At 61.5% G+C, this 12,929-nt stretch carries 12 protein-coding genes and 1 pseudogene; 8 read left to right on the top strand and 5 right to left on the bottom strand.

The genetic code is table 11. The features are described 5' to 3' along the window. Window positions 1–40: 40 nt before the first annotated feature. Window positions 41–1,849, bottom strand: coding sequence for a monovalent cation:proton antiporter-2 (CPA2) family protein (locus HV782_RS18040; protein WP_186744300.1), 1,809 nt, complete (start codon window positions 1,847–1,849; stop codon window positions 41–43). Between the two features lie 250 nt (window positions 1,850–2,099). Here HV782_RS18040 and HV782_RS18035 point away from each other — a divergent pair, with 250 nt between their 5' ends. Next, entirely contained in the window at window positions 2,100–3,014 is a 915-nt protein-coding gene (locus HV782_RS18035; RefSeq protein WP_186744298.1) for a LysR family transcriptional regulator, read from the top strand. Here the strand turns inward: HV782_RS18035 and HV782_RS18030 are convergent. Both HV782_RS18030 and HV782_RS18025 read right to left on the bottom strand, forming a co-directional pair. Continuing rightward, window positions 3,004–3,771 carry a substrate-binding domain-containing protein gene (locus HV782_RS18030; protein ID WP_186744296.1) on the bottom strand — a complete coding sequence of 256 codons (768 nt, stop codon included), beginning with the start codon at window positions 3,769–3,771 and terminating at the stop codon, window positions 3,004–3,006. The two genes, HV782_RS18035 and HV782_RS18030, sit on opposite strands and share 11 nt — an antisense overlap. A gap of 12 nt (window positions 3,772–3,783) precedes the next feature. Then, on the bottom strand, window positions 3,784–5,076 hold the full coding sequence (locus tag HV782_RS18025; protein ID WP_123462586.1) for an MFS transporter: 1,293 nt from the start codon (window positions 5,074–5,076) through the stop codon (window positions 3,784–3,786). Between the two features lie 476 nt (window positions 5,077–5,552). Here HV782_RS18025 and HV782_RS18020 point away from each other — a divergent pair, with 476 nt between their 5' ends. After that, window positions 5,553–5,861: an RcnB family protein gene (locus tag HV782_RS18020; RefSeq protein ID WP_123462588.1), complete on the top strand. Its 309-nt coding sequence runs from the start codon at window positions 5,553–5,555 to the stop codon at window positions 5,859–5,861. A 9-nt stretch (window positions 5,862–5,870) separates the two neighbouring features. Here HV782_RS18020 and HV782_RS18015 read toward each other — a convergent pair whose 3' ends face one another. Continuing rightward, window positions 5,871–6,950 (bottom strand): sensor domain-containing diguanylate cyclase, encoded by a 1,080-nt coding sequence (locus HV782_RS18015; RefSeq protein ID WP_123462590.1) that lies wholly within the window; start codon window positions 6,948–6,950, stop codon window positions 5,871–5,873. 163 nt (window positions 6,951–7,113) lie between these two features. Between HV782_RS18015 and HV782_RS18010 the strand changes: the two genes are divergently transcribed. The 3 genes from HV782_RS18010 (at window position 7,114) to dmeF (ending at window position 8,855) form a co-directional block, all read left to right on the top strand. Beyond that, entirely contained in the window at window positions 7,114–7,452 is a 339-nt protein-coding gene (locus tag HV782_RS18010) for an FKBP-type peptidyl-prolyl cis-trans isomerase (RefSeq protein WP_123462592.1), read from the top strand. Window positions 7,453–7,637: 185 nt separating this feature from the next. Continuing rightward, a complete protein-coding gene (locus tag HV782_RS18005) occupies window positions 7,638–7,913 on the top strand; it encodes a metal/formaldehyde-sensitive transcriptional repressor (protein ID WP_123462594.1) in 276 nt (91 codons plus the stop codon). A 12-nt stretch (window positions 7,914–7,925) separates the two neighbouring features. Then, the gene (gene dmeF / locus HV782_RS18000) at window positions 7,926–8,855 is read left to right on the top strand and encodes a CDF family Co(II)/Ni(II) efflux transporter DmeF (protein ID WP_186744293.1); all 930 of its coding nucleotides are present in this window, start codon (window positions 7,926–7,928) and stop codon (window positions 8,853–8,855) included. On the opposite strand, the gene HV782_RS17995 is transcribed toward dmeF, so the two are convergent. Then, entirely contained in the window at window positions 8,852–9,955 is a 1,104-nt protein-coding gene (locus HV782_RS17995; RefSeq protein ID WP_186744284.1) for a cytochrome P450, read from the bottom strand. The genes dmeF and HV782_RS17995 overlap by 4 nt on opposite strands. 78 nt (window positions 9,956–10,033) lie before the next feature. Between HV782_RS17995 and HV782_RS17990 the strand changes: the two genes are divergently transcribed. The 3 genes and pseudogenes from HV782_RS17990 to HV782_RS17980 all read left to right on the top strand — a co-directional run. Beyond that, window positions 10,034–10,789: an ArsR/SmtB family transcription factor gene (locus HV782_RS17990; protein WP_186744281.1), complete on the top strand. Its 756-nt coding sequence runs from the start codon at window positions 10,034–10,036 to the stop codon at window positions 10,787–10,789. Between the two features lie 88 nt (window positions 10,790–10,877). After that, the gene (locus HV782_RS17985) at window positions 10,878–12,098 is read left to right on the top strand and encodes a putative DNA modification/repair radical SAM protein (RefSeq protein ID WP_025111407.1); all 1,221 of its coding nucleotides are present in this window, start codon (window positions 10,878–10,880) and stop codon (window positions 12,096–12,098) included. Then, window positions 12,095–12,907, top strand: a pseudogene (locus HV782_RS17980) (TIGR03915 family putative DNA repair protein); the annotation flags it as partial. The gene HV782_RS17985 and the pseudogene HV782_RS17980, both read left to right, overlap by 4 nt. Window positions 12,908–12,929: the final 22 nt, after the last annotated feature.

Below are 12,929 nucleotides of genomic sequence, written 5' to 3'. Positions count from 1 at the left end.
TCGGCCCTGGCGGTCTGACATTTGGATCTGTGCAAGGACGTCAGTCCTGGCGCGATTCCTCTTCCAGCTGATCCGACTCGAACAGCCGCGCCAGTTCCGCCCGGGCTTCCTGAGCGGTCTGCAGGACTTTGGCGGCGTCGTCGTAAACCGCGTGCTGGGCTTCCAGCACCTGTTCGTCGTGGTGCTTGAAGCGCTTGATCCGCGCATCGGCCTGGGCCTGGGTCAGACCGAGGCCGACCAGGGTGCGGCGGCTCATTTCCAGACTCGAATAGTAGGTTTCCCGAATCGCCTCGGCGCCGACATCGACCAAGCGGTGCACGTGCTGACGGTTACGTGCCCGGGCGATGATTTTCATATGCGGATACAGCTTGCGCACGATTTCGGCCGTCTTGATGTTGGTCTCCGGGTCATCCGTGGCAATCACGAAATACTCCGCCTCGCCAACCTTGGCCGCATTGAGGATTTCCGGGCGCATCGGGTCACCATAGAACACCGGCACACCGCCGAAACTGCGCGACAGCTCGATGGTTTCCACCGAGGTGTCCAGCGCCACGAACCGGATGTTCTGCGCCCGCAGAATCCGCGCCACGATCTGCCCCATCCGGCCCATGCCGGCAATCACCACCCGTGGCGTTTCGGTGTCGATCTGGCGGAACTGCTCCGGCACTTCCACCGGTTGCACTTTCGGGCTGACCAGACGCGCACAGAGCAACAGCAACAATGGCGTCACCGCCATCGACAGGGTGATGGTCAGCACCAGCAAGTCGTACAGGCGCGGTTCGAACAGACCCTGATCGCGACCAATCTTGAACACCACGAAGGCGAATTCACCACCGGCCGCCAGGACGATACCGAGGCGAATGGCGCTGATCTTGTTGAGACCACCGGCCAAACGCCCGACAACGAACAGCAACGGCAGCTTCAGACCGATCAACAACAGCGTCAGCCCCAGCACGGTGACGGGGGCGCTGAGCAACAGGCTGAGATTTGCGCCCATGCCGACGCTGATGAAAAACAACCCCAGCAGCAGCCCTTTGAACGGTTCGATCTGTGCTTCCAGTTCATGGCGATACTCCGAATCCGCCAGCAGCAGCCCGGCGAGAAACGCCCCCAGCGCCATCGACACACCGACCAGGTCCATCAGCCACGCCGTACCGATCACCACCAGCAGCGCGGTGGCGGTGGACACTTCCGGCAAGCCGGTTTTCGCCACCACGCGGAACACCGGACGCAACAGATAACGCCCGCCGACCACCACCACGGCGATGCCGCCGAGCACTTGCAAGGCGTGATTGAGGCTGTCGGCGCTGCTGGTGTCCTGACCGCTGCCGGCGAGCATCGGCACCAGGGCGATCAACGGGATGGCGGCGATGTCCTGAAACAGCAGAATCGCAAACGCCAGCCGCCCGTGGGGGCTGGTCAGTTCCTTGCGCTCGGCCAGGCTTTGCAGGCCGAAAGCGGTGGACGACAGCGCCAGGCCGAGGCCGAGCACAATCGCGCTGTTAAGAGGCTGGCCAAACAGCGCCAGCGCCAGCACGCCAATCACCGAGGCGGTCAGCAACACCTGCGCCAGGCCGACGCCGAACACCGATTTGCGCATTACCCACAAGCGTCGCGGCGACAGTTCGAGGCCAATGATGAACAGCAGCAGGACCACACCCAGTTCGGAGATGTGCGCCACGCTCTGCGGATTGCCGATCAGGCCCAGCACGGAAGGACCGATGATCACCCCGGCAAACAGATAACCGAGCACAGCGCCCAGTTGCAGGCGTTTGGCCAGAGGCACGGTGAGCACCGCCGCGAACAGAAACACGACAGCGGCTTGCAACAGATTGCCTTCATGGGGCATGGGGTAACTCCTGACAACGGTACGGCGGGGGCGATAAGGATAAGGGCTGAAACGATTCAAGATCCACTGAAGATCCCCTGTAGCAGCCAGCCTGCTGGCGATAGCAATCTGTCAGATCCCCGGTTGTTGACTGACATTTCGCCATCGCGAGCAGGCTCATTCCTACAAGGGCCGTTCATGCGCCCTGTAATGTTTTGCATCAGTTGGTTACATTGATAGCCTTTGTGAATCAATCTTTTTAGAGTTCGCCATGGCCATCAACTTCGACCTCAACGACCTGCAGGCCTTTCGCGCGGTGGTCGAGCAGGGCAGTTTTCGCAAGGCTGCCGACACCGTGCGCCTGTCACAACCGGCGCTGAGCCGGCGCATCGAAAAGCTCGAAGACGCCCTCGGTGTGAAGTTGTTCGAGCGCACCACGCGCAAGGTCAGCCTGACCCAGGCCGGGCGCGGATTCATGCCCAGCGTCGAGCGCTTGCTGGATGACCTCGACGTGGCATTGCTGGGCATCAGCGAAGTCGCTTCGACCCGAATGGGTCACGTCACCGTGGCCTGCGTGCCGTCGGCGGCGTACTACTTCATGCCGCGGGTGGTGGCGCGTTACCACCAGCAGTTTCCGCGGATCAAGGTCAAGGTCCTCGATTCCAGCGCCCACGATGTGCTCAGCGCAGTGGTGAATGGCGAGGCGGATTTCGGTTTGAGTTTCCTGGGCACTCAGGATGCCAAAGTCGATTTCGAACCGCTTGTGCAGGAGTGCTATGTCGTTGCTTGCCGGCGCGATCACCCGTTGGCCGGGCGCAGCAGCGTGACGTGGGACGAGTTCTATCAGCAGGATTACATCTCGCTCGACAAGACGTCGGGCAACCGCTTTTTGCTTGATCAGGCCTTGAGCAGCGTGGTGCCGCAGCGTCAGAGCATCTGCGAAACGCGGCATGTGACGACCATGATTGGTCTGGTGGAGGCGGGGCTGGGTGTGGCGGCCGTGCCGCTGATGGCGATGCCGGGGCCTGATCATCCGATCCTGACGCGGGTGCCGCTGACCGATCCGCAAGTGATGCGCAGCGTCGGCATCATCAAGCGCCGGGGTCGCACGTTGACCCCGGCGGCACTGGAACTGGAGCGGCTGGTGGTGGAAATGAAAGTCCAGCCGCCAACGATCAGCGCTTGACCGAATCCAGCCCGGTGGCTTGCACGTCTGCCTGGGCCGCGGGTGCGGCGAGGTAGTCGAGCAGGGCCTTGGCTTCTTTTGGATGCTGCGCACCGACCGGGATACCGGCGGCGAAGCGCGTCACCGACTGCACCGACTCCGGAATCTTGCCGACAAATGTCACGCCCGGCACCGGCAGCAATTCGCTGACCTGCTGGAAGCCCAGCTGATAGTCACCGGTGGCCACCACGGAGCCGACCGGGACTTTCGGGATCATCTTCGCCTTCGGTTTCAGTTGATCTTCGACGCCGAGTTTCTTGAACAGCTGCTGCTCGATGTACACGCCGCTGGCGCTGTCGGAGTAGGCCACCGATTGTGCGTCGAGCAGGGTTTTCTTCAGGCCTTCGACGCTGCTGATGTCCGGTTTCGGCGCGCCTTGGCGCACCACCAGGCCGATCCGCGAATCCGCCAGTTCAACCCGCGAAGCCGGGTCGACCTTGCCCTGCTTGATCAAATCGTCGAGGGCGTAGCCGACCATGATCACCACGTCAGCGTGTTCGCCACGGGCGAGGCGATTGGGGATCGCTTCCGGCGCCTTGCCCATCGACGGGCCGAGCTGGGTGTCGAGCGTGTTGCCGGTGGCCGCGGCGAATTTCGGCCCGAGGATTTTGTAGGCGGCAGTGAAGCCGCCCGACGTCATCACGTTCAGTTGTTCAGCGTGTGCCAGGGCGCTGAACGCGAAGAGGGCGGCGGCGCTGAGGTTAATGAGTTTTTTCAAGATGATTGCTCCTTATGCGGCAACCGGTTGCAGACGGCCGCCTGCGCGGCGATAGAGATACAAGGTGGCGCACAAGGCACACAGCGCGCCGATGCTCATCCAGTAACCCGGCGCAGCCTTGTCGCCGGTGTACTGGATCAGAAAGGTCGACATCGCCGGGGTGAAACCGCCGAAGACCGCAGTGGCCAGGCTATAGGCCAGCGAGAACCCGGCAACGCGCACTTCCACCGGCATGATCTCGGTGAGCGCCGGGATCATCGCGCCGTTGTACATGCCGTAGATAAACGACAGCCACAGCAGCGACAGCAACATGTGGCTGAAGCTCGGCGCCTGCACCAGGTACGACAGCGCCGGGTAGGTGGTGGCCAAGGCCAGCAGCGACATTGCGATCAGCACCGGGCGACGACCGATACGGTCGGACAACATGCCGCCAATCGGCAGCCAGCAGAAGTTCGACACGCCCACCAGCAAGGTCACCAGCAGCGCGTCGGAGGTGCTCAGGTGCAGCACGGTTTTGCCGAAGGTCGGCGCGTACACGGTGATCAGGTAGAACGCGGTGGTGGTCAACGCCACCATCAACATGCCGCCCAACACCACGCCCCAGTTCTGGCCGAGGGTGTGGAACACTTCGCGCATGCTCGGACGGTGTTTGCGTGCGGCGAACTCTTCGGTTTCCGCCAGGTTACGGCGCAGCAGAAAGATGAACGGCACGATCAGGCAACCGACGAAAAACGGAATGCGCCAGCCCCAATCGGCCACCACGCTCGGCGCCATCCACGCATTCAGTGCGTAGCCCAACGCAGCAGCGACGATGATCGCCACTTGTTGGCTGGCCGACTGCCAGGCCGTGAAGAAACCCTTGCGACCCGGGGTGGCGATCTCCGCGAGATACACCGAAACCCCGCCCAGCTCCGCGCCGGCGGAGAAGCCTTGCAGCAGCCGCCCGATCAACACCAATGCGGGCGCGAACAAGCCGATGCTTTCGTATCCGGGCACCAGCACAATCAGGATCGTACCGCTGGCCATGATCGACAGGGTGACGATCAAGCCCTTACGGCGGCCCACGTCGTCGATGTACGCACCGAGCACAATGGCGCCCAGCGGTCGCATCAAAAAGCCGGCGCCGAACACGGCGAACGTCATCATCAGAGACGCGAACTCACTGCTCGCCGGAAAGAACACCGCCGCGATCTGTGTGGCATAGAAACCGAACAGAAAGAAGTCGAACTGTTCGAGGAAGTTGCCCGAGGTGACTCGGAAAATGGCACCGGCCCGCGAGCCGCCGTGTGGGATTGAGGCTGTCATAGCAAAGGACTCCACCGCTTTTATGACGTGCGCGACGTGGAAGCGGCGCACGGTTGTTATTGCGGTGGATGGTGGCGCAGGTGTAACTGGATGTTAATTGCATTATTGGCATGCATTGATGCGCAAAGCGGATCAATCTCTTGAATCACCTCTAACCCTGTGGGAGCTGGCTCGCCAGCGATGGCGGTGTGTCAGTCAATGAAAATGCTGAAAGGCCTGTCCCCATCGCTGGCAAGCCAGGCTCCCACAGGGTTTGGTGGTGTTCAAAAAAGTCGAGTACAGCCAGACTCCCACAGGGTTTGGTGGTGTTCAAAAAAGTCGAGTACAGCCAAGACACCTGTGGGAGCTGGCTCGCCAGCGATGGCGGTGTGTCTGCCAACTACAATGCCCCGGCCAGCCCATGCAAAAAAACAAGGAATGATTCCAGTCCTCCGCAGTCGGAGTTCAGGTATCACACATCTGAAGGAGGTTCACCGATGAACAGCAAAACCCTAATCGCCAGCCTGGCCCTCGTCGCCGGCATTGCCGGGATCAGCCCACTTGTTCAAGCGGCGCAAACCTCAAGCGAACCTGCCGTCCAGTCCCCGACCAGCGACCGTGAATTGAAGGTCAACGACCGGGCCCCGGACGTTTATCAGCGCAGTGACAAAGCGCTGAAAAACTGGAAACAGAAAGGTTTGAAAGCACCGGTCGAACAGGCGCAGTGGGTGCAGATCAACGACAAGTACGTGATGGTCATGATCACCAATGGCACCATCGTCGAGATGCAACCTGTCGAGCGTTAAGCCCCGGATTCAAAAGCCCTGCGCATGCACCCGCGCAGGGCTCACGCCCCCCAACCGATACTGATTGTTCCCACTGCGCTTGGCTTCATACATCGCCAGATCGGCAATGTGCAGCAGCCGATCCATGGTCGGCGCATGATCCGGAAACACCGCCACCCCAAGGCTGGTGCCGACATGGCGCTGGTCGTTGCCGATGGTGATCGGCGGCGACAGTTCGATGAAGATCTTCTGACAGATGCGGCGGGCTTCGTCCTGCAGGTCGAGGTCCGGGGCGAGGCCTTGCAGGATCACCACGAACTCATCGCCGCCAATCCGGGCGACCGTGTCGGTGTTGCGCAGGATGCGTTTCAGGCGCGTGGCGGTGGTGATCAGCACCCGGTCGCCGGCGGCGTGCCCATAGTGGTCGTTGATGTTCTTGAAGCCATTCAAGTCGACAAACACCAGCGCCACCCGCGTAGCGGTCTGACTCGCCTGATCCAGCGCTTCGGACAAACGTTCTTCCAGCACCAGGCGGTTGGGCAGGCCGGTCAGCGGGTCGAAGTGAGCGAGGTGCTTGAGGTAACTCGCCGAGGCTTTTTCTTCGGTGATGTCGCGCACCACGCCCATCATCTTGATCACCGCGTCGTGATCGTTGCGCACCACGTTGCCGGTTTCGCGCAGCCAGCGAATGGTGCCGTCGGGCCAGACCACGCGGTATTCCTCGTCGTGGTTTTCGCCGGTCTCCAGGCAACGCAATTCACCGTCGCGCACCCTGATGCGATCGTCCGGGTGCACGCAAGAACAGAACAAGGCATAGGACGGGGTGATTTCGCCGATCTTGAACCCAAACATGCCGTAGATAGCGTCCGACCAGTACAGCCGATCGGTGTCGACCTCCCAGTCCCAGGTGCCGATACGCGCAAAATACTGGCTGCGCTTGAAGCGCTCGGCATCGCCGTCCTGATGGATATTGCGGCCCTCAGCCGCGCGGGTCAGCAGGTCTCGGTACTCAGCCAGGCGACGGCGCAACCCGCGCTCGCGCAGAACCAGTACGACAATCACGGCAAGCATGACGACGCCAATGGCCAGGCTGATCCAGAGGTCAATCATTCGGGAACTGCCAGCATGACGTAACAATCCGTGAAGTAATGGCGGATGGCTATATTAAGGGTTCCGCCACCGATTGGGATACAGCGGCCATCTTCGTTTATGAGTTGCGAACGAGCGGCATTTCTGGGAAAACGGCGGCCAGCTGAATAACAGAGTGAATGTCATGAACGATGAGTTGCAGGTAATCGATCTTCAGGTCGGCGAAGGCAAAGCCGCCGTCAAAGGCGCACTGATCACCACCCATTACACCGGCTGGCTGGAAGACGGCAGCGAGTTCGACTCTTCCCACAGCCGTGGCAAACCGTTTCAGTGCGTGATTGGCACAGGGCGGGTGATCAAGGGGTGGGATCAGGGACTGATGGGAATGCAAGTGGGCGGCAAGCGCAAACTGCTGGTGCCGGCGCACCTGGGGTACGGCGAGCGGTCGATGGGCAAGATTCCGCCGAATTCGAATCTGCTGTTCGAGATTGAGTTGTTGGAAGTTCTGACGCGGGACGATTGAGGCGGGTGTAATAAAGACCTTGACTTTCCTTATCTGACATTCGGTATCCGTCATCGCCAGTGGGCTCTCACAGGGGGATTGAGCTCGCTCTCAGTATCCCGTTCATCCTTTGAATGCTCATCCAGCTTGCGATTGCCGAAGCCATCGGCGATCATGCGCGGCATATAGGGGTAGGGGGTATAGGTATGTCGCACATTCACGAACACAAAGACGAATTGCTCAACCGCGTTCGACGTATCGCCGGGCAGGTGCAGGCGGTTGAAAAAGCGCTGGAGGGCGACGCCGATTGCGCCAAGACCTTGCACTTGGTGGCGGCGATTCGCGGCGCGGTCAACGGTTTGATGGAGCAGTTCATCGAGGCTCACACCCGAGAGCACGTGGCGCATCCCGACCTGACCGACGAAGAGCGTGCACAGGGCGCCGAAGACTTGCTGCAAGCCATCCGCCGTTATTCCAAATAGAGCGCGAGCATCATGAGCCTGACTCCAAGCGCTGATCGTTTCAGCCACGATCACCAGTTCCTCGGCGCGTCCCACGACGAGAACGCCCGCCGCACCCTGTGGGTGGTGGCGCTGACGTTTGTGATGATGATCGGCGAGATCGCCGCCGGCTACATCACCGGCTCCATGGCCCTGCTGGCCGACGGTTTCCACATGGCGACCCATGCCGGCGCGTTGGGCATCGCCGCGGCGGCCTACGGTTTCGCCCGGCGCAATGCCAACAACCGACGCTACAGTTTCGGCACCGGCAAGGTTGGCGATCTGGCCGGATTTGCTTCAGCCATGGTGCTGGGGCTGGTGTCGCTGGGCATTGCCGGCGAGTCGATTTTTCGTTTGTTCGAACCCACCACCGTAGCGTTTGGCGAAGCGACGGTGATTGCGATTGTTGGACTGGGCGTGAATATCCTCAGCGCTTTTCTACTGATGGGTCATCACGGTCACGATCACGGCCATCAGCATGACCACAGCCATGCTCATCATCACCATCACGACAACAACCTGCGCTCGGCCTACGTCCATGTGCTGGCCGATGCGCTGACCTCGGTGCTGGCGATCGCCGCGTTGCTGGCCGGGCGTTACCTCGGTTGGGTATGGCTGGACCCGGTGATGGGTATTGTCGGCTCCATTGTCATCGCGAAATGGGCCTACAACCTGATGCGTGACAGCGCGGCGGTGCTGCTCGACACCACCGACGAACCGGTGGCGGCGGAAATTCGCGAGCTGCTGGAAACCTCGGACGACGTGCGCATCAGTGACCTGCACGTCTGGCACGTCGGCCCGCAGGCACGGGCGGCGATTGTCAGTGTGGTGGCGGCCGCCGGCGTCACTGCCGAGGCAATTCGCGAGCGGCTGGCGCCGGTGCATGAGCTGTCGCACCTGACGGTTGAGTTACGCAGCGCTTAACGCTGTGCCTGGCTGAATAACGGGACCCGCCCATTCAAGGAAGGGCGGTAGTGCCAGGCCAGTTGCTGCAGATTCACACCGTGGTCAAGGATTTCTCCGACAGTCGCAGCGGCAATCGTCAACGCCAGCCGTTGTCCCGGGCATTGATGCCGGCCGCTGCCGAAGCTGAAACTGCGCCGGTTCGGGCGATCCAGCAGAAACTCGTCGGGGCGTTCGTTGAGTGCCGGATCGCGATTGGCCGAGGCCAGCAACAGCAGAATCACCTCGCCGGCCTCGACCCGCACTCCATCAATCTCACAAGCCTGCGCGACAAAGCGCCGAGTGTTCTGCACCGATGGATCGAAACGCTGAACCTCAGCCAACAGCGCATCCATTGGTGCACTGCGTAGCGCGGGCTGACGCCGCACCGCGACCAAGGCATTACCGATCAACCCGGCCGTCGCTTCGAACCTCTGTGAGCAAAGCCCGATCAGATTGGCGATCAGCGTTTCTTCGTCGCCCGCGAAGCGTTGCAGGATGGCCTTCAACCAGTCGTTGTTCGATTCGGCGAGTAGCTCGATGAAGTAACCGCGTAATTGTTCAGCCGCCGCGTGTGCCGCCATCAGTTGCAGATCATTGCTCAGCGGCGACAGGCACGCGACAAAGTCAGCGGTCAGCTCACTGATCGCCCGGCCTTGCGCCGGGCTGAAACCGAGCAGTGCTGCGACCACGCACACCGGGCCGCGAAACATGGCTTTGTATACGCCGTCGGCATCTGCGCTGATCAGGCGTGCAGCCACCAGCGCCCGCACCCGGGCTGCATCGAACACGTCAAGCGCCGGTTCGATCGCCGAACGTGGGCAGCGCTGGCGTTCGCCCTCATTCATTCGCATCAACCGGGCAAAGACCTTACCGGCCATTCCCGAGGCAATCGCTTTCGGCACCGGTTCTTGCGTTGGACGCACCTGGCAATCGGCATGGGCCAATACCGCACAGACTGCGCGAGCGCTGCTGGCGACCCACAGTTTCAGCGGGTGATGAAAGGTCAGTCCGCCCTGCGCGCGCAGTTCGGCGTAGTAGGGGTAGGGATCGGCCTGCGTCGCAGCGATGATCGGGTCCATGGTGCATAGCCTTGTCGTCGGGAAAGTGATGCGAGTATCTTCAGTCCGCAGCGACGACGATTCGTCGGGGAGCGAAATATGCACGCAGAACATCAAGACATCGGCGTCTCGCAAGTGGCCGCCGCCATCGCCGAACCGGCGCGCACGAAAATCCTCTGCTCGCTGATGGACGGCCATGCGCGCACCAGTACGGAGCTGGCGGCCATCGCCGAAGTCAGCGCCTCGACCGCCAGCGCGCACCTGAGCAAACTCAAGGATCTGGCCCTGGTGCGCCTGCATGTGCAGGGGCGCCATCGCTATTACAGCCTCGCCGACCAACGTGTGGCCCAGGCGCTGGAGGCGTTGATGGTGATCGGTCAGAACGCCGCGCCAATGTTCAAACCGCATACGCCGGATCGCCTGCAATTCGCCCGCACCTGTTACGACCATATGGCCGGTACGCTGGCGGTGTTGCTGCACGACCGCATGCTGGAGGCGGGGTGGCTGGTGATGACCGATGAGCAGGTATATCGGTTGAGCGACAGTGGCGAGGCGCTGTTCGGCGGATTGGGCATCGAGGTGCAGGATCTGAGCACGTTGCGCCGCAAGTTCGCCTGCCCGTGCCTGGACTGGAGCATGCGCCGGCCGCATTTGGGTGGCTCACTGGGGGCGGCGTTGTTGCAAACGGCGTTGAAGCGCAAGTGGGTAACCCAGGATCTGGACAGTCGGGCGTTGGCGTTGACGGCGTTGGGGCGCAGGGAGATCGGGGCGCGGTTCGGGGTTGAGGTGCCATTGCAAGCGCAGAGCAAAAGATCGCAACCAGCGGCAGCTCCTGCAGGGAGTGCGTACACCTGATCGGCCGAGATCTTTTGATCCTGCTTTGCACCTTGTGCCAATCCTATAGACTCGATACTGTACGCATAACCAGTATCGAGTCTTCGCCATGCAAATCATCGACAAGCTCAGCATCCTCGCCGACGCCGCCAAGTACGACGCCTCCTGCGCCAGCAGCGGCGCGCCCAAGCGCAGTTCCGAGGGCAAGAGCGGGCTGGGTTCGACCGATGGCATGGGCATCTGCCACAGCTACACGCCGGACGGGCGCTGCGTTTCGCTGCTGAAAGTGCTGCTGACCAATTTCTGCCTCTATGACTGCCAATATTGTGTCAACCGCCGCTCCAGCGATGTGCCGCGCGCCCGTTTCACTCCCGAGGAAGTGGTTACGCTGACCCTGGATTTCTACCGGCGCAACTGCGTCAGCGGGTTGTTTCTCAGTTCCGGGATCATCCGCTCGGCGGACTACACCATGGAACAACTGGTGCGCGTGGCGAAGCTGCTGCGTGAAGAACATGAGTTTCGCGGCTACATCCATCTCAAGACCATTCCCGAGGCCGACCCGGCGCTGATCGAGGAAGCCGGGCGCTATGCCGATCGGTTGAGCGTCAACATCGAGTTGCCCACCGATGCCAGTCTGCAAACCCTGGCTCCGGAGAAGCAGATCGGTTCGATCAAGCAGGCGATGAACACCATCTACACCGGCGTGCAAACGGTGCTCAATGAACCTCGTTCGGCAAAATTCGCCCCAGCCGGGCAGAGCACGCAAATGATCGTCGGCGCCGATGACACCGACGACAGCACGATCCTGCACAGCGCTCAGTCGTTGTATGGCAACTACCGATTGCGGCGCGTTTACTACTCGGCGTTCAGCCCGATCCCCGACAGCCCGAAAAGCGTACCGCTGGCCGCGCCGCCGCTGATGCGCGAGCACCGTTTGTATCAGGCCGATTTCCTCTTGCGCAGCTATGGCTACAGCGCCGGTGAGTTACTCAAGGGACCGGGAAATCTGGCGTTGGACATTGATCCTAAACTGGCCTGGGCGCTGCAGAATCGCGAGGTGTTCCCGCTGGATCTCAACCGCGCCGAACCGGCCTTGATTGCGCGCATTCCGGGCATTGGTCTGCGTACCACCGAACGCCTGGTGCAATTGCGCCAGCAACGGCGCATCCGTTACGAAGACGTGGCGCGCATGCGCTGTGTACTGGCCAAGGCCAAGCCGTTCATCATCACCAGCGACTATCACCCGCAACAGGCCGAAGTCACCAGTCACATGCTCTACCAGCAACTGCGCGACCGGCCGCAGCCGCAGCAGATGGGGTTGTGGGGATGATCAATCTCGATTGCGACGATCTGTTCGTTACCTGGCGGCAGCAGGCGCGCTGGTTGCTTAGCCATGAGATCGACCCGAGTCTCGTCAGTTGGGCGTCCGAAGGCGTGAATGACCTGTTTGCCAGTGATGTGCAGGTGCCCGAAGGGCATGGCCCGTTCCAGGCGCGCATCCCCCGTGCATTGCTTGACACGCTGGAGCAAGCGGCCCGCTACCGTGGCGACCAGCGCTGGAGTCTTTTGTACGAAGTGTTGTGGCGTGTCAGTCACGGCGACCGCACGGCGATGATGGCCGGCGACAAACTCGGCAGTGAGCTGCAGCGGCGGATCAAGCAGGTACAGCGCGAAGCCCACCATCTGCATGCCTTCGTGCGGTTCATCGAACGCCCGCAGGATCAGCCAGGCCCGCAATACGTGGCGTGGCACGAACCGGCCCACGACATCCTGCACAGTGCCAGCGAACACTTCGTCGGGCGCATGGGCCGATACCGCTGGTTGATCGCCACCCCGCGTGACGGTGTTTACTACGACGGCGAACAATTGATTCATCAGCGCCAGTGCCCGCTGGAATGGCAGCAACTGGCGCAGAACGTCGACGACCCCCACGGCGATCTTTGGCTGACCTATTACAGCCACATCTTCAACCCGGCGCGGTTGAACGAGAAGGTCATGCAGGGGCACTTGCCGGCGCGGTTCTGGAAGAACCTGCCGGAAGGGGGATTGATACCCGGATTGATCACCCAGGCGCGCATGGGCAAGCAACAGAATGGTCAGGCCAGCGGGATAGCCGGGCGGGCCGGCAAGCGGATTGCCTTGAAGCAGGATGAGCCTGAGC

Source organism: Pseudomonas monsensis, assembly GCF_014268495.2.
Classification (GTDB): domain Bacteria; phylum Pseudomonadota; class Gammaproteobacteria; order Pseudomonadales; family Pseudomonadaceae; genus Aquipseudomonas; species Aquipseudomonas monsensis.
This window is presented reverse-complemented; position numbering and strand designations above follow the sequence as displayed.